Here is a 24,492-nt window from a genome sequence, read left to right as displayed (position 1 = left end):
CCCACAGGAATTACGCAACCTGTGGGAGCGGGCATGCCCGCGAAGAGGCCGGCACAGGCGACCGCTCATGACGTTTTTCAATCGACTCGATGCCGTTTCCTGCATTGCCGTGCAGAGCGCCGTGCCGGATGCTTTATTTACTCCGAGACATCGCTTTTTTCACCCGCAGAGGCCCGTATGAAGACCGTCGAACAAATCCTCAAGACCAAGTCCCAGCACCAGACCGTGTACACCATCGGCCCGGATGACTCGGTACTCGACGCCCTGAAGCTGCTGGCGGAGAAAAACGTCGGTGCGCTACCGGTGGTCGAGGCCAACCAGGTAGTGGGTATCGTCAGTGAACGGGACTATGCGCGCAAACTGGTGCTGAAGGGCCGCTCGTCCGCCGCCACCCCTGTGCGCGAGATCATGAGTGCGCCGGTGGTCACCGTGGAACCGAAGCAGAACCTCGAGTACTGCATGAACCTGATGACCAATCGCCACCTGCGCCACCTGCCGGTGGTCAGCAATGGCGAGCTGCTCGGCCTGCTGTCGATCGGTGACCTGGTCAAGGAAACCATCGCCGAACAGGCAAACCTGATCCTCAAACTGGAGCAATACATCCGCGGCGAATGAAGCACCTCAGTGGTAGGCGCGCTCCAGCTCGTCCAGCTGATGGTCGAAACTGCGCAGGCGCGCCGACCAGGTGTACACCAGCACTTCCAAGTCCCGGTTGAGCACGGCGGTGTTGCCATGGCCGCTGCGGGTCGGCTCGCCTACATCCAGCTGGTAGCGTTCACGGGCCATGGCTTGGGCCACGCTGGACAGGTCGCGGGCATTGGCCAGCCAGTGGTGATGGTGGTCATGAATTTCGCGATCGAGCAAGCGGCACTGGCGTTTCAGGGCATCCAGGCTCTGCTCCAGCGGCGTGCCCTTGAGCTCGCCCATGACCTCTTCGAAGGTGCGCCCCGAATGCCAGTAGCTGCCCCAGAAGTAGCGGTCGAACACCGTCTCGACGCGGCGTAGCGCGACCTTGGTGTTCCAGATGGTCAGCAACGTTCGCCCCTGCACCACCTCACGCTTGTTCAGGTGCAGTTGCTGCCAGGCGATCCAGGCCAGCGCCACCAGTGCAACCGCCACAGTGACAGCGGCAGCGGCATACAGGAAATGCACCGCCTGGTTCATCTGTTGCGTTTGCCGTATGCCGTAGAAATAACTGGCCGTCAACGTGCCCAGGATCGTCACGGAGCACCAGAAGCCTGGTGCGTAGGGATCTTTCATCGCGCTATCCCCTTGTTGTTTTCCTGAGCATAGCAACGGCCAATCACTCGTCAGGCACCACTCGGCGCTTTATTTTTTGCTTGGATGCAGCGCCTCGTTCAGTTGGTCGATCATCGGAATCCAGTCGTCATCAGCGATGTACTTCTCTTTCAGAAAAGCGCGCTGTGAATCGTTCCAGAAAGGCGCGTCAACCAGCTTTATATCGTCGTCGAGCGGCGAATGGGTGGTGATGAAACGGTCGATATCGACCGGATCGTCAGACAGCCCCAGCTGTTTGAAAATCTCGGACAAAGGATGAATCGGCTTATCCATGGTTCCTCCTCGTCGCCAGACCGGTCGTCGACGATGCCGGCCCGGCATGGGTTGAGAGCATCAGCTGAGCTCACGCACTTCGGCGCGCGGCACCAGCTTCAGATATTGCTCCATGCTCATGTGGATCAGGTGATCGTGATCACCCGCCTCCAGATAGACATCGCCTTGGCGGGTAAGACTCGAATCAAGCAGCATCTTTATCTGGTAGGCATCGCCAAGCGCCGGTACGGCACCGCGCTCGCAGTCGCCGAACAGGCTCGGCAGGCCGCTTTCCCGGGTCAGTTGCCAGGCCCCGGACATGCGCACCTTGGTCATGTCCAGATGCCGGTTGGCCGGTAGCACGGCCATGATGTAGTTGCCATGACGGTCATCGAGCATCACCGACTTGGCGACCCGCTCGGCGGGCACGCCGGCCGTACGGGCCGACTCCAGGCTGGTGGCCGAATGTGGATGGGGAATGATGTCGTAATCGCAGTTGGCCTTGTCCAGGCGATCCTGCAGGGTCTTTGCCATACGCATGATGCACCTCCGGTTTCGCCCCCCAATTTCCAATTTTAGGCCGGGTACCAGCAGGCAGGGCTAAACTTGTGCAATAGAGGCAAACGAGGTGACGACAGGTGATCACCCGCTGCTGGCGCTGGCTGTTGCTGCTGTTGCTGCTTGGTATCACGCCAGGCAGCTTGGCAGCGCCCGGTGCAGTCTGGGTGCTGGGCATCGATGACGCCATCGGCCCGGCCAGCGCCGACTATCTGGTGCGCAGCCTCGACCAGGCCAAGACGCAGGGTGCGCAACTGGTGGTTATCCGCATGGACACCCCGGGCGGGCTCGACAGCGCCATGCGCCAGATGATCAAGGCGATTCTCGCTAGCCCCGTGCCGGTCGCAACCTTCGTCGCCCCCAGTGGTGCCCGCGCCGCCAGCGCCGGCACTTATATCCTCTATGCCAGCCATGTCGCAGCCATGGCGCCCGGTACCAACCTGGGTGCCGCAACGCCCGTGCAGATAGGCGCCCCGCCAGGCACGCCCAAGGACGACAAGGCCAAAGGCAGCGATGACGAAACCCTCGCGCGCAAGCAGGTAAACGATGCGGCGGCCTACATTCGTGGCCTGGCGCAGCTGCGCGGGCGCAATGCCGACTGGGCGGAGAAGGCTGTGCGCGAGGCGGTCAGCTTGTCCGCCAGCGAGGCCTTGCGGCTCGACGTGATCGACCTGGTGGCCGATGACCTGCCCGACCTGCTGCGCAAGCTCGATGGCAAAACGCTCACTGTCGCTGGCCAGCCCCAGCAACTGCAGACTGCCGGCGCCAGCCTGGTCGAGCACCTGCCGGACTGGCGCACACGGGTGCTCGCAGTCATCACCAACCCCAGCGTGGCGCTGATCCTGATCATGATCGGTGTGTACGGCCTGCTGTTCGAGTTCATGAACCCCGGCTCGACGGTAGGCGGCGTGGTCGGCGGCATCTGCCTGCTGCTGGCGCTGTATGCCCTGCAGCTGTTGCCAGTGAGCTTCGCCGGGGTGGCGCTGATATTGCTCGGCATCGCCTTCATGATCGCCGAAGCCTTCCTGCCCAGTTTCGGCGTGGTCGGTTTTGGCGGCATCGTCGCCTTCGTGGTCGGCGCGCTGATCCTGATCGACACCGATGCCCCTGGTTTCGGTATCCCGCTGGCCCTGATCGGCACCCTGGCGGTGCTCTCGGCGCTGCTGATCGGCGGTGTGCTGGGCATGGCGCTCAAGGCCCGCCGACGGGCGCTGGTCAGCGGTGACGCCGGCCTGGTCGGCAGCCTGGTCACCGTCACCCAGGTGATGGCGGGCAACCCGTTCTGTGGCTTTGTGCTCGCCCAGGGCGAGCAATGGCAGGCGCAGTGTGCAACGCCACTGCAAGCGGGCCAGAACGTGCGGGTGACCGCGCGCCATGGCGTCATGCTGGAAGTGAGCGCCGCCGCGCCCGCGGCGCAAGGAGAATGACCATGTTCATGCAATTGGGCTTCGGCGCGGTGCTGATCGTGCTGGCGATGCTGTTGCTGTCGGCATTCCGCATCCTGCGCGAGTACGAGCGCGGCGTGGTGTTCCAGCTGGGGCGCTTCTGGCAGGTGAAGGGGCCGGGGCTGATCCTGTTGATTCCGGTGATCCAGCAAATGGTGCGGGTCGACCTGCGCACCGTGGTGCTGGATGTACCACCGCAGGATGTGATCACCCGCGACAACGTCTCGGTCAAGGTCAACGCCGTGGTCTACTTCCGCGTGCTCGACCCGCAGAAGGCGATCATCCAGGTCGAGGACTTCCTCGTGGCGACCAGCCAGCTGGCCCAGACCACGCTGCGCGCGGTGCTCGGCAAGCACGAACTGGATGAACTGTTGGCCGAACGCGAGCAGCTGAACTCGGACATTCGCCAGGTGCTGGATGCACAGACCGATGCCTGGGGCATCAAGGTGGCCAACGTCGAGATCAAGCACGTCGACCTCAACGAATCGATGGTGCGCGCCATTGCCCGCCAGGCCGAGGCCGAGCGTGAACGGCGGGCCAAGGTGATCCATGCCGAGGGTGAGTTGCAGGCGTCGGAGAAGTTGATGCAGGCGGCGCAGATGCTGAGCAAAGAGCCTGGGGCGATGCAGTTGCGTTACATGCAGACGCTGGGGACGATTGCCGGGGACAAGAGCTCGACCATCGTCTTTCCGCTGCCGGTGGATTTGCTCAAGGGGTTGGTGGACAAGCAGAAATAGCAAAGGCCGCCATGCGATCCCTGTAGGAGCGGCCTTGTGTCGCGATGGGCTGCAAAGCAGCCCCCGGGCCTATCAGACTGGCGCGCGGCGCAGGGTCGCCAGGAAGGTGGCCGCGCCAATGAACAACCCGGCGAACGTCCGGTTCAAACGCTTCTGCTGCTTGGGCGTACGCAGCAAGCGCAAAACCCGCGCAGCCAACCCGGTGTACCCCGCCATCACCAGCATATCCACGGTGACCATGGTCACGGTGATCGCCACATACTGCGGCAACAGCGGTTCATGCGGGGTGATGAACTGCGGCAGCACCGCCAGCATGAACACCAGTGCCTTGGGGTTGCTGACGTTGACCAGGAAGCCACGGAACACCAGGCTCAGCGGTTTACCGATAGGGCGCACGGCGGACTCATCGCTCATGTCCATCGGCAAGGCTCGCCATTGTTTGTAGGCCAGGTAGACAAGGTAGGCGACGCCGAACCATTTGATGATCTGGAAGGCCGTGGCCGAGGCGGCCAGGATGGCGCCGACGCCGGCGGCGATGATGGCGATCTGCACGATCAGGCCCAGTTGCAGGCCCAGGGCGTTCCAGTAACCACGCCAGAAGCCGTATTGCAGGCCGCTGGACATCGAGGCAATCGCCCCGGCACCGGGTGAAAGACTGATCACCCAACAGGCGGCAAAGAAGCCCAACCACACTTCCATCGACATCACACACCTCGCTCGAACATATGTTGCAAAACGTTAAGCTAAGGTGTTGGTGAAAAAATAACCAGTAAATTTTGCAGGATTTGTTCTGCCTGTACCGGCCTCTTCGCGGGCTTGCCCGCTCCCACAGGTATTGCGCTGCCCTCAAAGGCTATGGATTTCCTGTGGGAGCGGGCAAGCCCGCGAAGAGGGCCGTACAGGATTAATCAATCCACCTCGGCGGACGACTCTTTGTGCATAACCTGCACCTCAGCCCCGCGCCAGCGCCGTACCGACTTCTGGAAGAACTGGCTATTGGGCACCTGCACCAGCGCCCCGCCCGCCTCGGGCATTTCCATCAGGGTGGTGAACAGCAGGTTGATGGCAATCACCCGGCCCTTGACGCCCGGCTTGTCCAGGGTGTCGACCAGCTCGACCACGTCACCAATACGAAACGGCCCGACGGTGAAGATCAGCACCGCGCACAGCAGATTGGACAGCACGCTCCACATGGCGAAGAAGGCCACCGCCGCCACCGCGACGAAGCCGGACAGTGCTGTCCACAGCACAGTCGCCGACACACCCAGGCGCTCCAGCACAAACAGCAACGCGCTGCCCATGATCAGCCAGCGCAGGCCGCCACGCACCGGCACCAGCAGTTCCGGCGGCAATGGGTAACGCTGGCCCAGGCGGCTCAGCCCGCGTGCAACGATGCGCTGCAGGACGAAGGCCGCTACCAGGATCAACAGGATCTGCAAGCCCAGCCAGAAGGTGTCCATCCATTGCCCTGGCAGCAGCGAACGCAGTTCCTCCATCAGGACAGCGCCTCGAGCTCGGCCTGCATGCTTTCGAGGGTTTCCAGCGCTTCCATCCAGGCCTCTTCCAGTTCGCCTTCGCGCTGCTTCAGCTTGGTCTGGCGCGCCAGCAGGTCACGCAACTCGTCCTTGCGCGACGCGTCGTAGAGGCCACCATCACCCAGCGCGGTCTCGATCTCGGCCAGTTGCGCGTGCACCTGGTTGAGCTCGGCTTCCAGCTTGTCAGCAGCCTTCTTGTGCGGGGCCAGTTGCTGGCGCAAGGCTGCGGCAGCCTGGCGTTGGGCCTTCTTGTCGGTCTTGTCCGGGTTGACCGGGGCGGTACTGGCCGGCGCGCTGCGCTGGCGGTACTCGACCAGCCAGCGGCTGTAGTCGTCCAGGTCACCATCGAAGATGTCGACCTTGCCGTCAGCCACCAACAGGAAGTCGTCGGTTGTGCTCTTGAGCAGATGACGGTCGTGCGATACCACCACCACGGCACCGGCAAACTCCTGCAGGGCCATGGTCAGCGCCAGGCGCATTTCCAAGTCGAGGTGGTTGGTCGGTTCGTCGAGCAGCAGCAGGTTCGGTCGCTCCCAGGCGATCAGGGCCAGCGCCAGGCGGGCCTTCTCACCACCGGAGAAGTTCACCACCGGCTCGTCGACGCGATCGCCATGGAAGTCGAAGCCACCCAGGAAGTCGCGCAGGGTCTGCTCACGCTCGGTGGGGGCAATGCGTTGCAGGTGCAGCAGCGGGCTGGCCTTGTCGTCCAGCGAATCCAGCTGGTGCTGGGCAAAGTAGCCCACAGCCAGGTTCTCACCCCGCACCAGGCGGCCCGACAATGGCTCGAGCTCGCCTGCGAGGTTCTTGATCAGGGTCGACTTGCCAGCGCCGTTGGGGCCGAGCAGGCCAATGCGCGCACCGGGGGTGAGTTGCAGCTTGACCTTGTCGAGGATCGCCTTGTCACCGTAGCCCAGGCGGCCTTCGGACAGGCTGAGCAGCGGGCTGGAGATTTTCTGCGACTCGCGGAAAACGAAGTCGAACGGCGAATCGACATGCGCCGCCGACAGCTCCTCCATGCGTTCCAGGGCCTTGATCCGGCTCTGTGCCTGGCGGGCCTTGGTGGCCTGGGCCTTGAAGCGGGCAATGTACTTTTCCATGTGCGCACGCTGGGCCTGCTGTTTCTCGTAGGCCTGCTGCTGTTGCGCCAGGCGCTCGGCCCGGGTGCGCTCGAAGGCGGTGTAGCCGCCTTTGTACAGGTTCAGCTTGCGCTGCTCGACGTGCAGCACATGGTCGACCACGGCATCGAGGAAGTCGCGGTCGTGGGAGATCAGCAACAACGTGCCGGGGTAGCCCTTGAGCCAGTCCTCCAGCCACAGGATAGCGTCCAGGTCCAGGTGGTTGGTGGGCTCGTCGAGCAGCAGCAGGTCGGACGGGCACATCAGGGCCTGGGCCAGGTTCAGGCGCATCCGCCAGCCACCGGAGAAGTCGCCGACGCGGCGGTCCATCTGTTCGTTGGTGAAACCAAGGCCGGCCAGCAACTTGCGTGCGCGGGCGTCGGCGGTATAGCCGTCGGCGCTATCCAGCTCAATGTGCAGGCGCGCCAGGGCAGTACCGTCGTGGGCCTGCTCGGCCGCGGCCAGTTCGGCCTGGACCTTGCGCAGGCGCACGTCACCGTCGAGCACATAGTCCACGGCCAGGCGGTCGAGGGTATCGACTTCCTGGCGCATGTGGGCGATGCGCCAGTCACCGGGCAGCTGGCAATCGCCGGCATCAGGCGACAGCTCACCGCGCAGCAAGGCGAACAGGCTGGATTTTCCGGCGCCGTTGGCGCCGATCAGGCCGGCCTTGTGACCGGTGTGCAGGGTCATCTCGGCGCCTTCTAGCAAGCGCTGCGGACCACGCTGTAAAGTGAGGTTGGATAGTCTGATCATGATGGTCGCGGAGTCTACCAGCTTCCTCGGCCCATAGCGCGAGTGGAACCATGCACACCGACCTGTGGAATCACGCCCTGGCCCTGTACGCCAGGCCCGGCGTAGAAGCCGCCTGCCTAGACTTGCAGGCGCTGGGTGGCGATGTCTGTCTGCTGCTGTGCGCAACCTGGCTGCAGGCGCATGGCGTGGCCGTGCGGGACGAACGCGTGCAGGCATTGCGCGAGGTTACCGAGCCTTGGCAGCGCGAAGTGGTCAACCCGTTACGTAGCTTGCGCCAACAATGGCGAGCAGCAGCGCAAGGTGATGCGCAGCTGGCGGCGTTGCGTGAGCAGGTGAAAGGGTTGGAGTTACAGGCCGAGAAAGCCTTGCTGGAACGCTTGCAGGAGCGTTCGCGACAGTGGCCGGTGGGCGCCCATGAGCCCATGGAAAACTGGCTGGACCAGCTGGCGCCGGCCCAGGCCCGCCACCACGACGCGCTGGTTCGGTTGCGCGTCGCGGCGGCAGCGCTTCAGGACGCCGAAGACGGTGCCTGAGCCGGGGTGCTGGCAGGTGCCGATGGCGCTACCGAAGCTGCCGGGGTGGCCGAGTTGGTCGCGGCGGCCGGAGTGCTGGCGGCTGGCGTAGCCGGTTTGGCTTCGGCTGGCTTGCTGGCAACAGGCTTGGCAGCTGCTGGCTTGGCGGCGGGTTTGGCAGCCGTACGTGCTGGGGCCTTGGCGGCAGCTGGTTTCGCGGCCGGCTTGGCAGCAGCGGCTTTGGCTGGCGTTTTGGCCGCCGCTGGCTTGGCTGCAGGTTTAGCGGCTGCGGTGGCTTTGGCTGCAGGCTTGGCCGCAGGTTTGGCAGCAGCAGTGGCCTTGGCAGCCGGCTTGGCTGCAGGTTTGGCAGCAGCAGTGGCCTTGGCAGCCGGCTTGGCCGCAGGTTTGGCAGCAGCAGTGGCCTTGGCGGCTGGCTTGGCCGCAGGTTTGGCAGCAGCAGTGGCCTTGGCAGCCGGCTTGGCCGCAGGTTTGGCAGCAGCAGTGGCCTTGGCAGCCGGCTTGGCCGCAGGTTTGGCAGCAGCAGTGGCCTTGGCGGCTGGCTTAGCCGCAGGTTTGGCAGCAGCAGTGGCCTTGGCAGCCGGCTTGGCTGCAGGTTTGGCAGCAGCAGTGGCCTTGGCAGCCGGCTTGGCCGCAGGTTTGGCAGCAGCAGTGGCCTTGGCGGCTGGCTTGGCCGCAGGTTTGGCAGCAGCAGTGGCCTTGGCAGCCGGCTTGGCCGCAGGTTTGGCAGCAGCAGTGGCCTTGGCGGCTGGCTTAGCCGCAGGTTTGGCAGCAGCAGTGGCCTTGGCAGCCGGCTTGGCCGCAGGTTTGGCAGCAGCAGTGGCCTTGGCGGCTGGCTTAGCCGCAGGTTTGGCAGCAGCAGTGGCCTTGGCGGCCGGCTTGGCTGCAGGTTTGGCCGCAGCAGCCTTGGTGACGGGTTTGGCGGCTGCCGGTTTGGAGGTCTTGGCAGCACGCTGGTCAAGCGCCTTGGCTGCAGCTTCGCGAACCTTGCCTACACCTTGGGCCAGCTTGAGGCTGTCCTGGGCATCGCGCTTGAGTTGCTGAATATAAGAACGGGTCTGGGTTTGACGCTCCTTGAGGGAGTCGAGCAGTTCTTCAAGTTCTCCAATGGCTTTTTGCGCCTTGGTCTGCGCCTTGGCTTTACCTGCCTTGGCCGCGTCTTGCAGTTTCAGGCGACCGTTGTGCAGTTTTTCCTGGGCCTTGCCACGCTGCTTTTCCAACTTGGCCAGCAGTTTTTCCGCATCAGCCAGCGCTTGCGAGCAGGCATCTTCCAAGTGTTCGAGCAAGCTGCCCGAAAGTTGCTGGAGCAGGTGTAACGGCGTGCTTACTGGCTTCTTTTTAGCCGACATGGTTTACCTCCTGGCTGACGAGATTGCGGCTCATACTATGCTTCTGCTGCTACCGCCGCTAGGGCATGTTGACAGTATTATTTACGCCGCGTTGCATGCCTGGGCAAAGTTGTTATCTTGCAGCTCCGAGCAAGTGTAGTTGCTGAATAAATCATTGCTGATATTTGGCAATTATCTGTACTGCACAGCCCCCTGTAGGAGCGGCCTTGTGTCGCGATGGGGCGCAGAGCGGCCCCCGGTGTCAGCGCCAGGGCAAATATCGCCGGGGCTGCTCCGCAGCCCTTTCGCGACACAAGGCCGCTCCTACAGCGGGCGTAAAAAGGCAAATACAAATAACGAACACTGGCATACTTCCCCGCTCATTGGCGCAGGAACTCACCATGCCTCGATATCTTGTTTTAGGTTTATGCCTGCTGGCACCCATCGCCTTGGCTGACAGCGAAGAACATGACCTCGCCTACAGCATCGGCGCCAGCCTGGGTGAGCGGCTGCGCCAGGATATGCCGGGCCTGCAACTGGATGCGCTGGTAGAAGGCCTGCGCCAGTCCTACCAGGGGCAACCGCTGAAACTCGACAAGGCACGCATGCAGACCTTGCTCCAGCAGCAGGAAGCGCAGGAAGGCGATGCCGCCATGCAGAAACTTCAAGCTGCCGAAACACGCTTCATGGCCAACGAGCGTGGTCGTTATGGCGTGCACGAACTACCGGAGGGCGTGCTCTACAGCGAACTGCAAGCAGGTACGGGTGCGCAGCCCAAAGCCGGTGGCAAGGTGCAAGTGCGCTACGTGGGCAGGCTGCCAGACGGCTCGGTGTTCGACCAGAACCAGACGCCCCAGTGGTTCAGCCTGGACTCGGTAATCGAAGGGTGGCAGGTTGCCTTGCCAAAGATGCACACCGGCGCCAAATGGCGCCTGGTGATTCCCTCAGCGCAAGCTTATGGCGCCGAGGGCGCAGGCGACCTGATCGAACCCTACACACCCTTGGTGTTCGAGATCGAACTGCTGGCGGTTGGCGACTGACGCCAACCCTCAGGCCTGGACCGCGCCTTCTTCCTTGTGCGCGTTGTGCAACACTTCGATCAGGCAGTCTTCCAGTTCGAAGCGCTCGTGCAGCAGGCCACCCAGCTTACCCAGCTTTTCGGCAAAGCGTTCGGTGTCCTTGCATTCACCCTTGGCGCAATGGTCATTGAAGGCCAGTGCGATCTGAGTACTGTCGTTGATCCGTGGGTTGATATCTTCGGCCAACTTCAGCGCCTTCTCGTCGCCGAAGGCCTTGGCCTCACTGACCAGCTGCTCGCAGACTTCGAAATGCCACGCCGAAACGTAGTCGACAAGGAGCGCGCAAAACTCCCCGTTCGTGTCCTTGTCGGCGAAGGCCGGCTTGGCATCGCGCAGCGCGCGGAAAGCCTGCACCAGTTCCTGGCGCTCCTCCAGCCAGCGGTCGATCAGTTTGTGAACCCCACCCCAGCGTTCCTGAGCGTTCTGACAACTATCGAGCATGGCGATCTCTTCCCTTCTGGGTAGATGCCGCTGCACCTCGCACCACGACCGTGCAGCACAAAGGTGACATCAGCAGGCGGCATCGAGCAGTTGTGTTTTCGGTATGCGTGCTGGGAGATTATTCCCGCGCGTGCTGCCCTTCAAGGTACGCAGCGGACAAAGTTCATACAAGTGTTTAATACCCTGTTACACGGCCATTGGTCGTGCCAATGGCGCAACCTTGCGCCAGGTCATGTTCTCGCCAGGGTGCGGAAACGATACGCCAGCAGGCAACTCAAGGGCAGCACCGCCAGCAGCAGGAAGGCCAGCAGGCTCCACTCGGGCAGGGTCAGGTCGAGAAAGCTCCAGGCCAGCGAGTTGCAATCCGGGCCGCCGAGCAACAATTGCCGGGCCGCCTCGCCCCAGGATTGCTCGAACAGCCGCCCGAGCGGCACCGGGCAGACCGGGGTGGCCCCGTCATCCCCTTGCAACCAGACATGTCGCGCTGCCAGCAACGCCCCGGCCAGCGAACAGCCCAGCGTCGCCCGCGCGTAACAGCGAATGCCCGCCGTACCCGGTGCCTGCACCACTGCCGCCAGGCACAGCAGCGCGTACAGGCCAAGCAGCAGCCGCTGGCTGAAACACAACGGGCAGGGCACCAGCCCGAGGACGCTTTCCAGGTGGAAGGACGCGGCCAGTACCGCCAGTGCAGCAAGGCAGGCAGGTAGGAAAAAGGTGCGCAAACGGGCCGGCAACATGGGCGGTGAAGGTCCCGGGATAATGAAGTGGCCTGAAACGGTAGAGGAAAGACGCGCTTTGTTTCAAGGCGCGACAGCAACGACAAGTCGCTGAATCGCGAAGGAAATTTCCAACTATGCAGTAGGAAACGTCTGAAGAAATGGATTGCAGATCTAACTTACATCGAGAGAAAGGTTACCCGCCCCCAAGGCCCGCGCCTTTGCGCGGGCCCTGGGGTAGGTCAGGCACGTACGCCTTCGGGCAAAGGCAGGGCCAGCAGGCGCTCGTCCAGCAGGCCGAGGCCCTCCTGGAACAGCTGGTTGCTGCGCTCGGTCTCGCCAAGGCCGGCGAGCAGGCGCGCCAGCTCGGCACAGGCCTCGGGGTTGCGCTCCATGCGCAGGCTGCTTTCCAGGTAGTCGCGCGCCTTGCCCCACAGGCGGTTCTGCAGGCTAAGACGGCCCAGGGTAAGCAGCAGGCTGGCATCTTGCGGGTGGGCCTTGAGCCAACCTTCGGCTGTTTGCAGCTGGCGCGCCGGGTCATCGCCGCGCACCAGGCCGTACAGGCGGGCCAGGTGGCTTTCGTATTCACGCTTGAGGGCGGTGCGCAGCACTTGTTCGGCTTCGCTCTGGGCACCCACCTGGCGCAATTGCTCGGCATAGGCCAGCACCAGCTGTGGCTCCTGGCGCTGGGCTGCGGTCAGTTGCTGCCAGGCGCGCTCCAGGGCCTGACGGGCACTTTGCGCATCCTCGCCACGGGTGGTGGCCAGGCTCAGGTTCTGGCCCCAGGCACGTTGCTCCAGGGCAGCCAGCTCGGCGGCCGGCAGCACCTTGCCCTTGCGCAGGTCGGGCAGCAGGCGGATGAGTGCCGACCAGTCGCCGCGCTCCAGGTGCAGGCGCTGCAGCAGGCGCAGCACCTGGCCGTTGTGCGGGTGGCGCTCCTGCATGGCCAGCAGGGTTTCGAGGGCGCCGTCGCTTTCGCCACGGTCCATCTGCAACTGTGCATGGGTCAGGGCGATAGCCAGTTCCGCTTGCGGCTGGCGCTCCAGGGCACGTTCCAGCAGGTTGTCGCTGTCTTCGGTTCGGCCTTGCTCGTTGGCGGCACGCGCGGCACCGAGGTAGTACAGCAACGGCTGGCGCTCGGCCTCGGCGGCACGGTGCAGGTGGCGCTGGGCACTGGCCCAACGGCCCTCGGCGAGGTCCAGCTGGCCCTGCTCGATGGCCAGACGAACGCGCCGGCTGCGATTACGCCGCGACCACGGGTTGACCACGCCGCTGGAAGTCAGCACCAGGCCGACCAGGTAGCGCACCAGCCACAGCAGCAGCACTACAGCCAGCAAGCCGGCCAGGGCCGCCCACAGCCCCGACTGGTAGCGGAAGCTGCCATAGGAGATCAGCACGTAGCCGCTGTGCTTGGCGACCGCGATACCCAGCGCCGCGGCGACCACGATCGCCAGCACGGCCAGCAGGTAGACACGCTTCATGGCTTGCCCCCCTCAGCCTCGGCCGGCAGGTGGCGGCGCTGTATATAGGCCTGCACTGCGGCCAGGCTTTCGCTGAGGTCGGGGGTAACCACCGACACCGGCTGCTCGGCCAGGGCATTGAGGCTGTCAAGCATGGCCTTGCTTTGCGGGTTGTCGGCGTTGAAGTTGGCCAGCAGCACGCTGCGGGCGTCGTCCAGCGCCTGGGTGTACACCTTGCTATCGCCATTGAGCGCTGCCCACTGGGCCTGCTCGATGGTCAGGCTCAGGGCCAGGCGCAGCTGGTTCAGTTGCTGCCCGGCCAGCAGCGGACGCACGTTGTCATCGGCGTTGAAGTCGATCTGGAAGTACTTGGAGATCTCGGCCCACCACTGGGACAGGCGACTGGCACCGTCACCATCGGCGGTGAGCGCGCCCAAGGCATCGGCATTGGTGTCGAACTCCGGCGACTGGGCGCTGAGTTGCTGCACCAGCTCGCGCTGCGCGGCCAGTTTCAGGAACAGGCCGGTACGGTCCGGTTGCTGGGTGCTGTTGAGCGTGGCCAGGCTGCGCGCCAGTTGCTCACGGGCGGCGAAGGCACCCGGATCGCTCTGCTCGCGCAGGATCTCGTCCGCCCCCTCGACCAAGGCCTTGGCACTGGTGATGTCCTGCAGCGCCGACAGGCGCAGGGTGGCCAGGCGCAGCAGGTGCTCGGCCTCGGCCAGGCGCCATTCCTTGCGGCTTTCGCCCAGTACGGTTTCCAGGCGCTGGCTGAGGCGTTGCTGGTCGCCTTGCAACTGTGCCACCAGGCGGCGGCGGTCTTCCAGCTCGCTGGCCGCCGGCAGGCTGGCCAGTTGCGCGCTGATCTGCTGTTCACGCTGCTGCAGGGCCTCGGCGCGCTGGTTCAGCGCCTCGATGTGCTGGCCCTGGTTGAATTCGCTGCCTTGCAGTTGACGCACCTGCCAGACACCCCAGCCACCTACCGCCACCCCGGCCGCGCCCAACAGCAGGGCCAGCGTTGCCAGGCCACTGCCGGAGCGCTTGGCAGGTGGGGTGGTGACGGGTTCCGCCGGCGCCTGTGCCGACGGCTGATCGTTATTGGACAAGACAGTCTCGCTCACGTATCCATCCTTTGCATGGGGGCGCATCGCATTCAGCTTAGCGCCTTAAGAGGCAGGTGCAGCGCTGCGCTGCACGGCTGCCAGCAAGGCCGTGGCACTGGCGCCACGGCAATCCACAACCTGTTGGGCCCCGGCGGCCCTGGCCTGCTCGGCAACCCGAGGGCTGGGCACGAACAGCGGCAGACGCGCCAGCTGCGGCCAATCGGCGCCGGCCATCTGCTGCAAGTGTTCAAAACCCTGCCCACTGCTGACCACCAGGCCATTGAGGCGTTCCGCTTCGATGCGGCGCATCAGGGTGCCCGCCGGGTAAGCCGGCAGGCAGCGACGATACAGTTCCAGATAATCGACACTAGCACCTTGCTCTGCAAGACGCTCTGCCAGCAGTTCGCGACCTCCGACGCCACGAACGATCAAGACCCGCGGTGCCGGCACGGCAACTGCCTGGCGCAGAGCTGGCAGCGCCAGCAACGCTTCGCTGTCATCGCCACGTGGGGGGAAGCTCACCGCCAGGCCCGCACCCTGCAGCACGGCGGCGGTTGCCTCGCCCACAGTGAACCAGCCTTGCACGGGTGGCTGCAGGCCGGCATCGGCCAGTTGCTCAAGCAACAACCGGGCTGCCGGCTTGCTGACCACGATGATCGCCTGGAAGCCCTGCAGGCCTTCCAGCAACAGGCGTTGCTGGTTATCCACAGCGACGGGCTCGATTGCCAACAGCGGCAGGCAGCTGCTGGCTACCCCCGCCGCTGCTAGGCTTTGCGCCAGTGCCGCACAGTCCTCGGCAGGCCGGGTCAGCAACAGGCGCCATTGGCTCACGGGTGGCCGGCCTCGCCGTAGACTTCCTTGAGAATGGCCTCGGCGCCCTGCCCCAGCAGGTCCTCGGCCACCTGCATGCCCAGGGTTTCGGCGGCAGTACGTGGGGCGCGGGCATCGGCCACCAGCAGGGTACCGCCGCTGGGCTGGCCGACCAGGCCACGTAGCCACAGCTGGTCACCTTCCAGCACCGCATAGCAGGCAATCGGTACTTGGCAGCCACCATTCAGGCGTTTGTTCAGGGCGCGTTCGGCCACCACCCGGTCGGCAGTATCGGCATGGTGCAGCGGCGCCAGCAGCGCGTGGATTTGCTGGTCGGCGCTGCGGCATTCGATGCCCACCGCGCCCTGGCCGCCAGCCGGCAGGCTGTCATCGACGCTGATGGTGGAGGTGATGCGGTTTTCGAAGCCCAGGCGGATCAAGCCGGCGGCGGCGAGGATGATGGCGTCGTACTCACCGGCATCCAGCTTGGCCAGGCGGGTGTTGACGTTGCCGCGCAGGAAGCGGATTTGCAGGTCCGGGCGACGCGCCAGCAACTGGGCCTGGCGACGCAGGCTGGAGGTACCGACGATGCTGCCGGCAGGCAGCGCATCAAGGCTGTCAAAGGTATTGGAAACAAAGGCATCACGCGGGTCTTCGCGCTCGCAGATGCAATACAGGCCCAGGCCTTCGGGGAAGTCCATGGGCACGTCCTTCATCGAATGCACGGCGATGTCGGCTTCGTTGTCCAGCAGGGCGGTTTCCAGTTCCTTGACGAACAGGCCCTTGCCACCGATCTTTGCCAGCGGCGCGTCGAGCAGCTTGTCGCCACGGCTGACCATGGGCACCAGGGTCACCAGCAGACCGGGGTGGGCCTGCTCGAGGCGGGCTTTGACGTATTCGGCCTGCCACAGGGCCAAGGCACTTTTACGGGTGGCAATGCGGATTTCGCGAGTGGACATGGAACGCCCCGATCCAGAGAAATGCTGTCGATGATAACAGCATCGCCGGTATCGCTAGCAGATGTGGATCAGGATCCTGTGCTTACCTGTACCGCCCAATCGCCGGCAAGCCAGCTCCCACAGAAGCCGTGCAAGGCTCAAGGCTGACGCTATACCTGTGGGAGCTGGCTTGCCGGCGATTGGGCCGGTACAGGCTCAGAGGGTTTGCATCATCTTGCGCACACCGGCCACATGGCGCCGGCTGACGGTCAGGGCGTCACCGTCCAGGCCTTTCAGGTATAGCTGGAAATGCCCCAGCGGCGTGCGCTGCAGGCGTTCGATACGCTCGCGGGCGACCAGCGCATTGCGGTGGATACGCACGAAGCGTTCGCCAAACTCGTCTTCCAGGGCCTTGAGCGGCTCGTCGAGCAGTACTTCCCCGGCTTCGTGGCGCAAGGTCACGTACTTGTGATCAGCAATGAAATAGATCACCTGGGGCAAAGGGATCAGCTCGATGCCTTTGCGCGTGCGGGCACTGATGTGGCTACGCGGGCCGCCGCCTTCATTGGCCGGCCTGGTGAGCGCCGCCAATTGGGCGCGGTTGGGCTTTTCAGCCTTGCGCAAGGCATCGCGCAAGGCCTGGGCCTGGAAAGGTTTGGTCACATGGCTGAGGGTACTGTCCTTGAAAGCCTCGGCACCGTATTCATCGTCCCCGGTGCAAAACACCACCGCCGGCGGCGCCTCGCGCTCGCACAGGCGAGCAGCAACCTGCAGGCCGTCCAGGCCTGGCATGCCGATGTCCAGCAGGACCACATCGGGCTTGAGGCTTTCGATCAGCGCCAAGGCCTCCTCGCCGTTGGTGGCGCTAGGCTCCAGCACGGTGTAACCCTCCAGTTCGCCGAGCAGCCGGCTAAGGCGCTCACGGCCTTGGGGTTCGTCATCAACGATCAGGACATTCATAATTGCGCTGGATTCCTGAATGAGTCTCGCACAGGTATAGCGTAGACAGGTATGGTTCGAGCGACACTAAGGTCACGCTCTAGACCGGTGCGATGGCCAAAGATTCACTCGGCCGGCAGATTCACTGCCAGTCCTCTGTCCAACTGTAGACGGTCCGTGGAACACTGCCGTTCATTCCTGCAAATCCTTCTCTATCGTTTTCCGCGCATTTCTCTCGACCAGCGCCCTGCGGCGGCCAGCCCAAACCCTGCTATCATCGGCGCCACTTTTTCGTTCACGCCTGCAATGAGTGAATCCATGAGCACCGACAAGACCAATCAGTCCTGGGGCGGCCGCTTCAGTGAGCCCGTCGACGCATTCGTCGCCCGTTTCACCGCCTCGGTCGATTTCGACAAGCGCCTGTACCGTCACGACATCATGGGTTCGATCGCCCATGCCACCATGCTGGCGCAGGTCGGCGTGCTCAGCGATGCCGAGCGCGACACCATCATCGATGGCCTGAAGACCATCCAGGGCGAGATCGAGGCTGGCACCTTCGACTGGCGTGTCGACCTCGAAGACGTGCACATGAACATCGAGGCACGCCTGACCGACCGTATCGGCATCACTGGCAAGAAGCTGCACACCGGCCGTAGCCGCAACGACCAGGTGGCCACCGACATTCGCCTTTGGCTGCGCGACGAAATCGACCTGATCCTGGCCGAAATCACCCGCCTGCAGCAGGGCCTGCTGGAGCAGGCCGAACGTGAAGCCGAAACCATCATGCCCGGCTTCACTCACCTGCAGACGGCCCAACCGGTCACCTTCGGCCACCACTTGCTGGCCTGGTTCGAAATGCTCAGCCGCGACTACGAGCGCCTGGTCGACTGCCGCAAGCGTGCCAACCGCATGCCCCTGGGCAGCGCCGCGCTGGCAGGCACCACCTACCCGATCGACCGTGAACTCACCTGCAAGCTGCTGGGCTTCGAAGCCGTGGCCGGCAACTCGCTGGACGGTGTGTCGGACCGCGACTTCGCCATCGAATTCTGCGCCGCCGCCAGCGTGGCGATGATGCACCTGTCGCGCTTCTCCGAAGAGCTCGTGCTGTGGACCAGCGCGCAGTTCCAGTTCATCGACCTGCCAGACCGCTTCTGCACCGGCAGCTCGATCATGCCGCAGAAAAAGAACCCGGACGTGCCGGAACTGGTACGTGGCAAGAGCGGCCGGGTGTTCGGCGCCCTGACCGGCCTGCTGACCCTGATGAAAGGCCAGCCGCTGGCCTACAACAAGGACAACCAGGAAGACAAGGAACCGCTGTTCGACGCCGCCGACACCCTGCGCGACTCGCTGCGTGCCTTTGCCGACATGATCCCGGCAATCAAGCCCAAGCACGCCATCATGCGTGAAGCGGCCCTGCGCGGTTTCTCCACCGCCACCGACCTGGCCGACTACCTGGTACGCCGTGGCCTGCCGTTCCGTGACTGCCACGAGATCGTGGGTCACGCGGTGAAGTATGGCGTGGACACCGGCAAGGACCTGGCCGAAATGAGCCTGGACGAACTGCGCCAGTTCAGCGACCAGATCGAGCAGGACGTGTTTGCCGTGCTGACCCTGGAAGGCTCGGTGAATGCCCGTAACCACATTGGTGGTACCGCACCGGCGCAGGTGCGTGCGGCCGTCGCCCGCGGCAAGGCGCTGCTGGCTTCGCGTTAAGGCCTCAAGGCGAGGGCTTTGCCCTCGATCGCCGGCAAGCCAGCTCCCACAGGTATAGCGTGCCCCTCAAGGTAAGCGCTGTAACTGTTGGAGCTGGCTTGCCGGCGATGGGCTGCAAAGCAGCCCCAGCTTTTAGCGTTTGCCGCTGCGAATCATCTCCATGAAGGCCGGCATCGCCGCCTCCTTGTCCGCCACGATCCGCGCCATGTGCGGGTTGTCGCCCATCAGCTGCAGCAACGCCTTGGCCTGCGGGAAGTCCGCCAGGAAGTCGATGTTCAGCACCTTCTTGCCCACCACGCAGGCCAGGTCGACCGAGAAGCAGAACATCAGGTCTGCCTGGGTCAGTTGCTCACCCGCCACATAGGGTGCGAAGCGGCCGTTACGCTTGAGCGTGGCAAAACCGGCCAGCAGGTCGGCACGGGCTTTTTCCTTTATCAGCGGCTCGACCTGCATACCAAAGAAAGACTCGGCATAACAGGTACGCGCCGGCAGTTCGATGTACAGCTCGATTTCCTTGAGCAGCTCACGCACCTTGGCCTGCCCGAACGGGTCGGCCGGCAGCAGCGCCTTGCCGCCCTGGGTCTGCTCGATATAGTCGAGGATCACGCTGGTTTCGCTGAGGAAGCCGTGTTCGGTCTGCAGCACCGGAACCTTGCCTCGCGGGCTCACTTCCAGCGCCTGTGGCGCCTGGCCGCCATAGAAGGTGACTTCCTCGAAGGGCAGGCCTTTTTCCAGCAGGGCCAGCTTGACCATGTTGTAGTAGTTGCTGACCGAGAATCCATGAAGCTTGAGCATGAGGTAACAGCCTCCAGGCCGTAAGGGGTTGGCCCGGCTTTTATAGACCGTACGCCCGCTCCTGACCAGCGTCATGCGCCCCGTCGATGCCCGGGCATTGCCGCCACAGGCGTGGCACACTGTGCATCCCATCACAGGAGTACCGCCATGAGCGAGCCCACCGACATCGACAATGACGACGACGAAGCCTTCGCCGAGGCAACGCTGACCCAGGCCATCGAGAACCAGATCGAAAGCGGCGACCCGGCGGCGGCGAAAGCCACGTTCAACAAACTGACCCTGGTCGGTTACGAGCGCGAAGACATTCTCAACCTGATGGCCCATGTACTGGCCTTCGAAATTGACAACATGCTGATGGACGACCGCGAGTTCGACCGCGAGTGGTACGAAAATGCCCTGCGCGCGCTGCCGGAACTGCCGCCTGAGATGGATCAAGGCGAGGACGAATAACCCGGCTACACTCGAAGGTCAGGCACCGTAGAACGGTGCCGTCATCCTTGTCTGGAAGTCAGGAGTCGCCATGCCTTTTACCCCCGATCTGATCGCTGAACTGGAAGTCCTTTCGCTGTTCAAGCACGACAGCAGCCAGGAAGGCATCAAGATTCACAAGAACGCTTCCCCCGACCTGGTAGCCGCCGCGCAACGCCTGCATGAAAAGGGGCTGACCGATCAACCTGATGGCGGCTACCTGACCAGCCTGGGTCATGACGCTGTCGAAAGTGTCCAGTTGCTGCAGAACATTCTCAAGGCGCCACAGCCGGCCTGAACTCATAATGCCAAGGGCTGCCTTGCAGCCCATCGCCGGCAAGCCGGCTCCCACAGGTACTGCAAATGGCTTGAAGCCGATGCGGTCGGGGTGGGAGCTGGCTTGCCGGCGATGGGCCGCAGCGCGGCCCCAATCAGTTGGCCGCTGCCCTGCGCCTTTCCGCCAGGCGCGAGCGCCCGTACAGGAACACGATGGCCAGCAAGGCCAGCGCCTGCGCCGAAAGCGAGTAGGCGTCAGCGTGAATCCCCAGCCAGTCGAACTCGAAGAACGCCACCGGCCGCGTGCCAAGTACCCCGGCCTCTTGCAGCGCCTTCACGCCATGCCCGGCGAACACCACCGACAAGGCACATAGCAGCGCGGCGTTGATGCTGAAGAACAGCGACAGCGGCAGCCTGGCCGAGCCACGCAGGATCACCCAGGCCAACCCCACCAGCAGCACCAGCGCCGTGGCACCACCCGCCAGCACCGCCTGGTGCCCGGCTGGGCCGGCCTGCAGCCACAGGGTTTCGTAGAACAGGATCACTTCGAACAGTTCGCGGTAAACCGAGAAGAACGCCAGCACGGCAAAACCGAAACGTCCGCCACCACTGACCAGGCTGCTCTTGATGTAGTCCTGCCAGGCGGCGGCATGGCGGCGGTCGTGCATCCACACGCCAAGCCACAGCACCATCACTGCGGCGAAAAGCGCCGTGCAGCCTTCCAGCAGTTCGCGCTGGGCGCCACCGACGTCGATCACGTAGGCTGCCAGCGCCCAGGTTGCGAAACCAGCCACCAGCGCCAGGCCCCAGCCGATGTTGACGCTGCGCACCGCCGACTGCTGGCCAGTATTGCGCAGGAAGGCCAGGATCGCCGCCAGCACCAGAATCGCCTCCAGGCCTTCGCGCAGCAGGATCAGCAAGCCGGATACAAAGCTCAGCGACCAGCTCAGGCCATCGCTGCCCAGCAGCTTGGAAGCCTGCTCGAGCTTGGCCTTGGCTTCGCTCAGGCGTTGCTCGGCCTGGGCCGCGGGCAAGCCGTCCTGCAGAGACTGACGGTACGCCATCAGCGATTTTTCGGTGTCCTTGCGCGCCTGGGTGTCGATGTTGTCCAGCGAGCTTTCCACCAGCTCGAAGCCTTCCAGGTAGGCCGCCACTGACAGGTCATAGGCCTGGTCGTGATCACCTGCGCGGTAGGCCGCCAGGCTCTTGTCCAAGGTGCTCGCGGTGTATTCGAGCAATTGCGCCGGGCCACGCTTGACCTGTGGCGGCTGGGCGCGCTGGGCGCGGAACGCCTCCACGGCCGTGGCACCTTCGCTGGCGGCAACTTCGGCCGGGGTCTGGCGGGCCAGGTCGGCGATGTTCCAGGCCTTGTCGCCTTTGCCGGCTTCTGGCTTTGCGGTGAAGCTGGCGATATAGGCAGCCACATCCCAACGCTGGCGGTCGTCCATCTGGTCGGCAAAGGAAGGCATCTCGGTGCCATCGATGCCCAGGGCCAGGGTGTTGTAGAGGTCGAACAGGCTCAACTGGTCGAGGCGCGAAACATCGCGCAGGTTGGCGGGTGCAGGCTCCAGGCCCACGCCGGCCGGGCCGTCGCCGGCGCCAGTGTCGCCGTGGCAGATCGAGCAGTTTTGCGCATACAGCGAAGCGCCGCGGGCTGGGTCCGGGGTAATCACTGGAGCCTGGCTGACCTCGTAGGCCACCGCCAGGCGTGCACCTAGCTGGCGGGCCTGCCTGGCAACAGCCGGGCCGTCCTGGCGCTGGTCGATGGCCTGGCGCAGCGCCTGGACGCCCTGCTCCAGGGCTGCTTGTTCAGCATGCGCAGGCAGGCCCTTGACCAGGTCGGCCAATACCGCGCTGAACTCCTGCTGCTCGCGGTATTCACCATCGTCGATCACCTTGCCGCCTTGCACGGTGGGCGGGTAGTCGGCGCCAATGTAGTCCAGCAGGTGCAGGGCCTTGGTGGCCTCGGCGGGGGCTTCGGCCAACGCCAGGGTGCTGCACAGCGCCAGCACCGGGCCGAGCAATATAACCGGCAGCCAGGCAAGCAGACGGGAACGGGTTTTCATGGCCAGTCTCGAAGGGAATGCGAAAGAGAACATTGTTCACTCCCACTTTGCTTCACTCAAGGGCGCCGGGCGGATTTCATGAAAAATCTTGGTACAAATCAGATGAAGAGGGGGGATGCGCTGAACCTGTGGGAGATTCTGTCTTGTGTTGCCTGCCCACAGGTATTGCACATGGCTTGAGGGAGATGCGGTTGAGGTGGGAGCTGGCTTGCCGGCGATAAAGGTTGCGCCGATGTCACTGGAAACACCGGGTACCAATTGATTGGTTATTCGCAGATCCATAGCCACTAGCCTGAGGAGCAAACCATCAGGAGACAGGGAACATGGATCGCCCCCACTCAGACCAGTTACGGCTTGGCCGTTTTTCGGAAACCAGTCGATTGTATCTGCTTACCAGCACAACCCTTGACCGGGCCCCAATATTCAATGACTTTCGCTCGGCCCGCTTGCTGGTTGCCGAGTTGCGCCAGGCTGAAGAGGAAGGTGCCGTCAGATCGCTGGCCTGGGTGGTGATGCCAGATCATTTTCATTGGCTGGTCGAGCTTGGACCGGGCAGCCTGAAGCGCTTGATGCGCAGGGTGAAATCTCGCAGCACCATGATGATCAACAGGCATCAAGGGCGAAGCGGCCAGCTCTGGCAGAAGGGATTTCATGACCGGGCATTGCGCCGGGAGGATGATGTGCAGGCGATGGCGCGGTACATCGTCATGAATCCGAAGCGGGCAGGATTGGTCGCGAGGGTGGGGGATTATCCGCATTGGGATGCAATTTGGCTTTGATGGGGCTTTGCCTGTCAGGGCCCTATCGCCGGCAAGCCAGCTCCCACAGGGTACACATCAGGCCTGTGGCAGGCGCTGACCTGACTGGGCCTCATCGCCGGCAAGCCAGCTCCCACAGAGTACTCATCAGGCCTGTGGCAGGCGCTGACCTGCCTGGGCCTCATCGCCGGCAAGCCAGCTCCCACAGAGTACTCATCAGGCCTGTGGCAGGCGCTGACCTGCCTGGGCCTCATCGCCGGCAAGCCAGCTCCCACAGAGTACTCATCAGGCCTGTGGCAGGCGCTGACCTGCCTGGGCCTCATCGCCGGCAAGCCAGCTCCCACAGAGTACTCATCAGGCCTGTGGCAGGCGCTGACCTGCCTGGGCCTCATCGCCGGCAAGCCAGCTCCCACAGAGTACTCATCAGGCCTGTGGCAGGCGCTGACCTGCCTGGGCCTCATCGCCGGCAAGCCAGCTCCCACAGAGTACTCATCAGGCCTGTGGCAGGCGCTGACCTGCCTGGGCCTCATCGCCGGCAAGCCAGCTCCCACAGAGTACTCATCAGGCCTGTGGCAGGCGCTGACCTGCCTGGGCCTCATCGCCGGCAAGCCAGCTCCCACAGAGTACTCATCAGGCCTGTGGCAGGCGCTGACCTGCCTGGGCCTCATCGCCGGCAAGCCACACAGGTAAGTCACAGGACTCGATAGCAGTGGCGTACAGGTGTGGGAGCTGGCTTGCCGGCGATGGGCCGCACAGCGGCCCCGGGGTCTTTAGGGTTATTGAAGAACCTTGTTCATCCCCCGCTCCATATCATCAATCAAAGCCTTGGCCATCTCGCTTAGTATCCGCGCAGCGCTACCGGCAATGCGGTCGTTTTCCATTTCCGCTTCGGTGGTCAGGTGGCGAATACAGCCCAGCAGCACAGATAGCTGCGAGAAAGCATGGCTGAACGGCACATTTGGCTGCAGGCGGAACAAGTCGAAGGTTTCCACACCTGCGGTTGCAGAGTCTCTTGGATCATCGCTCATCGGGTCGCTCCTTGATCGTGGCGGGTTGCATGGGTGCGGTCGCACACGGCATTGATCAGGCGGCAGAGCAATCGAATATTCATGCCCATGGCATTGCGCATGTCGCCAGGAGGGTTGTCGAGCAGGACTGTGGTGGTGTGGTCGATGGTCAGGGTGATGGCGCTGATCAGCACTTCGCAGTCTTTGGGGCTGAGTGGATCGATTAGTGAGAGCGCGGGAGGGTCGAGTAGAAGCAGATCGGTAACTGGTGGATCGGGGACGAGCTTGTTCATGGCGGAACTCCGTATGGGGGATTGAACTGCTCTCCTCCTTGTCTCACGAAGTTGGGTGGCAGTCGTGTACGGTGTGAG

The 24,492-nt window shown here is 63.7% G+C and carries 26 protein-coding genes and 1 pseudogene; 9 read left to right on the top strand and 18 right to left on the bottom strand.

The features are described from left to right. Nucleotides 1-177 precede the first annotated feature (177 nt). Nucleotides 178-615 carry a CBS domain-containing protein gene (locus RYH74_RS13515; protein WP_025337291.1) on the top strand — a complete coding sequence of 146 codons (438 nt, stop codon included), beginning with the start codon at nt 178-180 and terminating at the stop codon, nt 613-615. A 6-nt stretch (nt 616-621) separates the two neighbouring features. On the opposite strand, the gene RYH74_RS13510 is transcribed toward RYH74_RS13515, so the two are convergent. From RYH74_RS13510 to RYH74_RS13500, 3 genes are all read right to left on the bottom strand, one after another. Then, nucleotides 622-1,260, bottom strand: a complete 639-nt coding sequence (locus RYH74_RS13510; RefSeq protein ID WP_075044293.1) for an NADH:ubiquinone oxidoreductase subunit N — start codon at nt 1,258-1,260, stop codon at nt 622-624. A 69-nt stretch (nt 1,261-1,329) separates the two neighbouring features. Further along, entirely contained in the window at nt 1,330-1,572 is a 243-nt protein-coding gene (locus tag RYH74_RS13505) for a DUF2789 domain-containing protein (RefSeq protein WP_075044292.1), read from the bottom strand. A gap of 60 nt (nt 1,573-1,632) precedes the next feature. Further along, entirely contained in the window at nt 1,633-2,091 is a 459-nt protein-coding gene (locus RYH74_RS13500) for an aminoacyl-tRNA deacylase (RefSeq protein ID WP_003260230.1), read from the bottom strand. A 98-nt stretch (nt 2,092-2,189) separates the two neighbouring features. On the opposite strand from RYH74_RS13500, the gene RYH74_RS13495 reads away from it, so the two are divergent. Then, entirely contained in the window at nt 2,190-3,536 is a 1,347-nt protein-coding gene (locus RYH74_RS13495) for a nodulation protein NfeD (protein WP_317409553.1), read from the top strand. Between the two features lie 2 nt (nt 3,537-3,538). Next, nucleotides 3,539-4,291 (top strand): slipin family protein, encoded by a 753-nt coding sequence (locus RYH74_RS13490; RefSeq protein ID WP_025337287.1) that lies wholly within the window; start codon nt 3,539-3,541, stop codon nt 4,289-4,291. A 72-nt stretch (nt 4,292-4,363) separates the two neighbouring features. On the opposite strand, the gene RYH74_RS13485 is transcribed toward RYH74_RS13490, so the two are convergent. The 3 genes from RYH74_RS13485 to abc-f form a co-directional block, all read right to left on the bottom strand. Continuing rightward, nucleotides 4,364-4,996, bottom strand: a complete 633-nt coding sequence (locus tag RYH74_RS13485; protein WP_317409552.1) for a LysE family transporter — start codon at nt 4,994-4,996, stop codon at nt 4,364-4,366. 203 nt (nt 4,997-5,199) lie between these two features. Further along, a complete protein-coding gene (locus RYH74_RS13480) occupies nt 5,200-5,787 on the bottom strand; it encodes a mechanosensitive ion channel family protein (RefSeq protein ID WP_317409551.1) in 588 nt (195 codons plus the stop codon). Continuing rightward, a complete protein-coding gene (abc-f, locus tag RYH74_RS13475) occupies nt 5,787-7,697 on the bottom strand; it encodes a ribosomal protection-like ABC-F family protein (protein ID WP_085664195.1) in 1,911 nt (636 codons plus the stop codon). Before abc-f ends, RYH74_RS13480 begins: the two co-directional genes overlap by 1 nt. Nucleotides 7,698-7,747: 50 nt before the next feature. Here abc-f and RYH74_RS13470 point away from each other — a divergent pair, with 50 nt between their 5' ends. Then, the gene (locus RYH74_RS13470) at nt 7,748-8,230 is read left to right on the top strand and encodes a TIGR02444 family protein (RefSeq protein ID WP_085664196.1); all 483 of its coding nucleotides are present in this window, start codon (nt 7,748-7,750) and stop codon (nt 8,228-8,230) included. 290 nt (nt 8,231-8,520) lie between these two features. Here the strand turns inward: RYH74_RS13470 and RYH74_RS13465 are convergent. After that, nucleotides 8,521-9,576: pseudogene (locus RYH74_RS13465) on the bottom strand (AlgP family protein); the annotation flags it as partial. Between the two features lie 380 nt (nt 9,577-9,956). Between RYH74_RS13465 and RYH74_RS13460 the strand changes: the two are divergent. Continuing rightward, nucleotides 9,957-10,595, top strand: a complete 639-nt coding sequence (locus tag RYH74_RS13460) for an FKBP-type peptidyl-prolyl cis-trans isomerase (RefSeq protein ID WP_317409549.1) — start codon at nt 9,957-9,959, stop codon at nt 10,593-10,595. A gap of 9 nt (nt 10,596-10,604) precedes the next feature. Here RYH74_RS13460 and rsd read toward each other — a convergent pair whose 3' ends face one another. From rsd to RYH74_RS13425, 7 genes are all read right to left on the bottom strand, one after another. Beyond that, a complete protein-coding gene (gene rsd, locus RYH74_RS13455) occupies nt 10,605-11,075 on the bottom strand; it encodes a sigma D regulator (RefSeq protein WP_085691938.1) in 471 nt (156 codons plus the stop codon). 230 nt (nt 11,076-11,305) lie between these two features. Then, nucleotides 11,306-11,812 carry a disulfide bond formation protein B gene (locus RYH74_RS13450; RefSeq protein ID WP_317409548.1) on the bottom strand — a complete coding sequence of 169 codons (507 nt, stop codon included), beginning with the start codon at nt 11,810-11,812 and terminating at the stop codon, nt 11,306-11,308. Nucleotides 11,813-12,033: 221 nt separating this feature from the next. Continuing rightward, nucleotides 12,034-13,272, bottom strand: coding sequence for a heme biosynthesis protein HemY (locus tag RYH74_RS13445; RefSeq protein WP_075044282.1), 1,239 nt, complete (start codon nt 13,270-13,272; stop codon nt 12,034-12,036). Then, entirely contained in the window at nt 13,269-14,369 is a 1,101-nt protein-coding gene (locus RYH74_RS13440; RefSeq protein ID WP_084785108.1) for a uroporphyrinogen-III C-methyltransferase, read from the bottom strand. Before RYH74_RS13440 ends, RYH74_RS13445 begins: the two co-directional genes overlap by 4 nt. A gap of 45 nt (nt 14,370-14,414) precedes the next feature. Beyond that, entirely contained in the window at nt 14,415-15,182 is a 768-nt protein-coding gene (locus RYH74_RS13435; protein ID WP_317409547.1) for a uroporphyrinogen-III synthase, read from the bottom strand. Next, nucleotides 15,179-16,120 (bottom strand): hydroxymethylbilane synthase, encoded by a 942-nt coding sequence (gene hemC / locus RYH74_RS13430; protein ID WP_317409546.1) that lies wholly within the window; start codon nt 16,118-16,120, stop codon nt 15,179-15,181. The genes RYH74_RS13435 and hemC overlap by 4 nt, the downstream gene beginning before the upstream one ends. A 195-nt stretch (nt 16,121-16,315) precedes the next feature. Beyond that, nucleotides 16,316-17,059, bottom strand: coding sequence for a LytR/AlgR family response regulator transcription factor (locus RYH74_RS13425; protein ID WP_015268539.1), 744 nt, complete (start codon nt 17,057-17,059; stop codon nt 16,316-16,318). Between the two features lie 297 nt (nt 17,060-17,356). Between RYH74_RS13425 and argH the strand changes: the two genes are divergently transcribed. Next, the gene (gene argH / locus RYH74_RS13420; protein ID WP_025337274.1) at nt 17,357-18,751 is read left to right on the top strand and encodes an argininosuccinate lyase; all 1,395 of its coding nucleotides are present in this window, start codon (nt 17,357-17,359) and stop codon (nt 18,749-18,751) included. A gap of 132 nt (nt 18,752-18,883) precedes the next feature. Here argH and RYH74_RS13415 read toward each other — a convergent pair whose 3' ends face one another. Beyond that, nucleotides 18,884-19,546: a glutathione S-transferase gene (locus RYH74_RS13415; RefSeq protein WP_317409544.1), complete on the bottom strand. Its 663-nt coding sequence runs from the start codon at nt 19,544-19,546 to the stop codon at nt 18,884-18,886. A gap of 147 nt (nt 19,547-19,693) precedes the next feature. On the opposite strand from RYH74_RS13415, the gene RYH74_RS13410 reads away from it, so the two are divergent. Together RYH74_RS13410 and RYH74_RS13405 are read left to right on the top strand one after the other, a co-directional pair. Further along, nucleotides 19,694-19,996, top strand: coding sequence for a hypothetical protein (locus RYH74_RS13410; RefSeq protein ID WP_075044278.1), 303 nt, complete (start codon nt 19,694-19,696; stop codon nt 19,994-19,996). Nucleotides 19,997-20,066: 70 nt separating this feature from the next. Next, complete coding sequence (locus tag RYH74_RS13405) at nt 20,067-20,312, top strand: TIGR02647 family protein (protein ID WP_075044277.1); 246 nt, start codon at nt 20,067-20,069, stop codon at nt 20,310-20,312. Nucleotides 20,313-20,445: 133 nt separating this feature from the next. Here the strand turns inward: RYH74_RS13405 and RYH74_RS13400 are convergent, their stop codons facing one another. Next, entirely contained in the window at nt 20,446-22,389 is a 1,944-nt protein-coding gene (locus RYH74_RS13400; protein ID WP_317409543.1) for an FTR1 family protein, read from the bottom strand. A gap of 290 nt (nt 22,390-22,679) precedes the next feature. Here RYH74_RS13400 and RYH74_RS13395 point away from each other — a divergent pair, with 290 nt between their 5' ends. After that, nucleotides 22,680-23,135 carry an REP-associated tyrosine transposase gene (locus RYH74_RS13395; RefSeq protein WP_075044275.1) on the top strand — a complete coding sequence of 152 codons (456 nt, stop codon included), beginning with the start codon at nt 22,680-22,682 and terminating at the stop codon, nt 23,133-23,135. A 755-nt stretch (nt 23,136-23,890) separates the two neighbouring features. Here RYH74_RS13395 and RYH74_RS13390 read toward each other — a convergent pair. Then, nucleotides 23,891-24,142 carry a DUF3077 domain-containing protein gene (locus tag RYH74_RS13390; protein ID WP_023662451.1) on the bottom strand — a complete coding sequence of 84 codons (252 nt, stop codon included), beginning with the start codon at nt 24,140-24,142 and terminating at the stop codon, nt 23,891-23,893. After that, nucleotides 24,139-24,414 carry a hypothetical protein gene (locus RYH74_RS13385; RefSeq protein ID WP_075044274.1) on the bottom strand — a complete coding sequence of 92 codons (276 nt, stop codon included), beginning with the start codon at nt 24,412-24,414 and terminating at the stop codon, nt 24,139-24,141. The genes RYH74_RS13390 and RYH74_RS13385 overlap by 4 nt, the downstream gene beginning before the upstream one ends. Nucleotides 24,415-24,492 lie beyond the last annotated feature (78 nt).

The organism is Pseudomonas sp. LSJ-87 (assembly GCF_032971465.1).
Lineage (GTDB): Bacteria > Pseudomonadota > Gammaproteobacteria > Pseudomonadales > Pseudomonadaceae > Aquipseudomonas > Aquipseudomonas putida_Z.
Note: the sequence above shows the minus strand (reverse complement) of the source record. Positions and strands in the feature narration are given on the sequence as shown.

Excerpts from the sequence above, each read along its gene's own strand:
- RYH74_RS13425 (WP_015268539.1), bottom strand. The coding sequence starts at position 17,059 with ATGAATGTCCTGATCGTTGATGACGAACCCCAAGGCCGTGAGCGCCTT.
- RYH74_RS13460 (WP_317409549.1), top strand. The coding sequence starts at position 9,957 with ATGCCTCGATATCTTGTTTTAGGTTTATGCCTGCTGGCACCCATCGCC.
- RYH74_RS13485 (WP_317409552.1), bottom strand. The coding sequence starts at position 4,996 with ATGTCGATGGAAGTGTGGTTGGGCTTCTTTGCCGCCTGTTGGGTGATC.
- hemC (WP_317409546.1), bottom strand. The coding sequence starts at position 16,120 with ATGTCCACTCGCGAAATCCGCATTGCCACCCGTAAAAGTGCCTTGGCC.
- RYH74_RS13490 (WP_025337287.1), top strand. The coding sequence starts at position 3,539 with ATGTTCATGCAATTGGGCTTCGGCGCGGTGCTGATCGTGCTGGCGATG.
- RYH74_RS13510 (WP_075044293.1), bottom strand. The coding sequence starts at position 1,260 with ATGAAAGATCCCTACGCACCAGGCTTCTGGTGCTCCGTGACGATCCTG.
- abc-f (WP_085664195.1), bottom strand. The coding sequence starts at position 7,697 with ATGATCAGACTATCCAACCTCACTTTACAGCGTGGTCCGCAGCGCTTG.
- RYH74_RS13450 (WP_317409548.1), bottom strand. The coding sequence starts at position 11,812 with ATGTTGCCGGCCCGTTTGCGCACCTTTTTCCTACCTGCCTGCCTTGCT.
- argH (WP_025337274.1), top strand. The coding sequence starts at position 17,357 with ATGAGCACCGACAAGACCAATCAGTCCTGGGGCGGCCGCTTCAGTGAG.
- RYH74_RS13405 (WP_075044277.1), top strand. The coding sequence starts at position 20,067 with ATGCCTTTTACCCCCGATCTGATCGCTGAACTGGAAGTCCTTTCGCTG.
- RYH74_RS13480 (WP_317409551.1), bottom strand. The coding sequence starts at position 5,787 with ATGGAGGAACTGCGTTCGCTGCTGCCAGGGCAATGGATGGACACCTTC.
- RYH74_RS13500 (WP_003260230.1), bottom strand. The coding sequence starts at position 2,091 with ATGCGTATGGCAAAGACCCTGCAGGATCGCCTGGACAAGGCCAACTGC.
- RYH74_RS13515 (WP_025337291.1), top strand. The coding sequence starts at position 178 with ATGAAGACCGTCGAACAAATCCTCAAGACCAAGTCCCAGCACCAGACC.
- RYH74_RS13505 (WP_075044292.1), bottom strand. The coding sequence starts at position 1,572 with ATGGATAAGCCGATTCATCCTTTGTCCGAGATTTTCAAACAGCTGGGG.
- RYH74_RS13390 (WP_023662451.1), bottom strand. The coding sequence starts at position 24,142 with ATGAGCGATGATCCAAGAGACTCTGCAACCGCAGGTGTGGAAACCTTC.
- RYH74_RS13395 (WP_075044275.1), top strand. The coding sequence starts at position 22,680 with ATGGATCGCCCCCACTCAGACCAGTTACGGCTTGGCCGTTTTTCGGAA.
- RYH74_RS13415 (WP_317409544.1), bottom strand. The coding sequence starts at position 19,546 with ATGCTCAAGCTTCATGGATTCTCGGTCAGCAACTACTACAACATGGTC.
- RYH74_RS13445 (WP_075044282.1), bottom strand. The coding sequence starts at position 13,272 with ATGAAGCGTGTCTACCTGCTGGCCGTGCTGGCGATCGTGGTCGCCGCG.
- RYH74_RS13410 (WP_075044278.1), top strand. The coding sequence starts at position 19,694 with ATGAGCGAGCCCACCGACATCGACAATGACGACGACGAAGCCTTCGCC.
- RYH74_RS13385 (WP_075044274.1), bottom strand. The coding sequence starts at position 24,414 with ATGAACAAGCTCGTCCCCGATCCACCAGTTACCGATCTGCTTCTACTC.
- rsd (WP_085691938.1), bottom strand. The coding sequence starts at position 11,075 with ATGCTCGATAGTTGTCAGAACGCTCAGGAACGCTGGGGTGGGGTTCAC.
- RYH74_RS13470 (WP_085664196.1), top strand. The coding sequence starts at position 7,748 with ATGCACACCGACCTGTGGAATCACGCCCTGGCCCTGTACGCCAGGCCC.
- RYH74_RS13400 (WP_317409543.1), bottom strand. The coding sequence starts at position 22,389 with ATGTTCTCTTTCGCATTCCCTTCGAGACTGGCCATGAAAACCCGTTCC.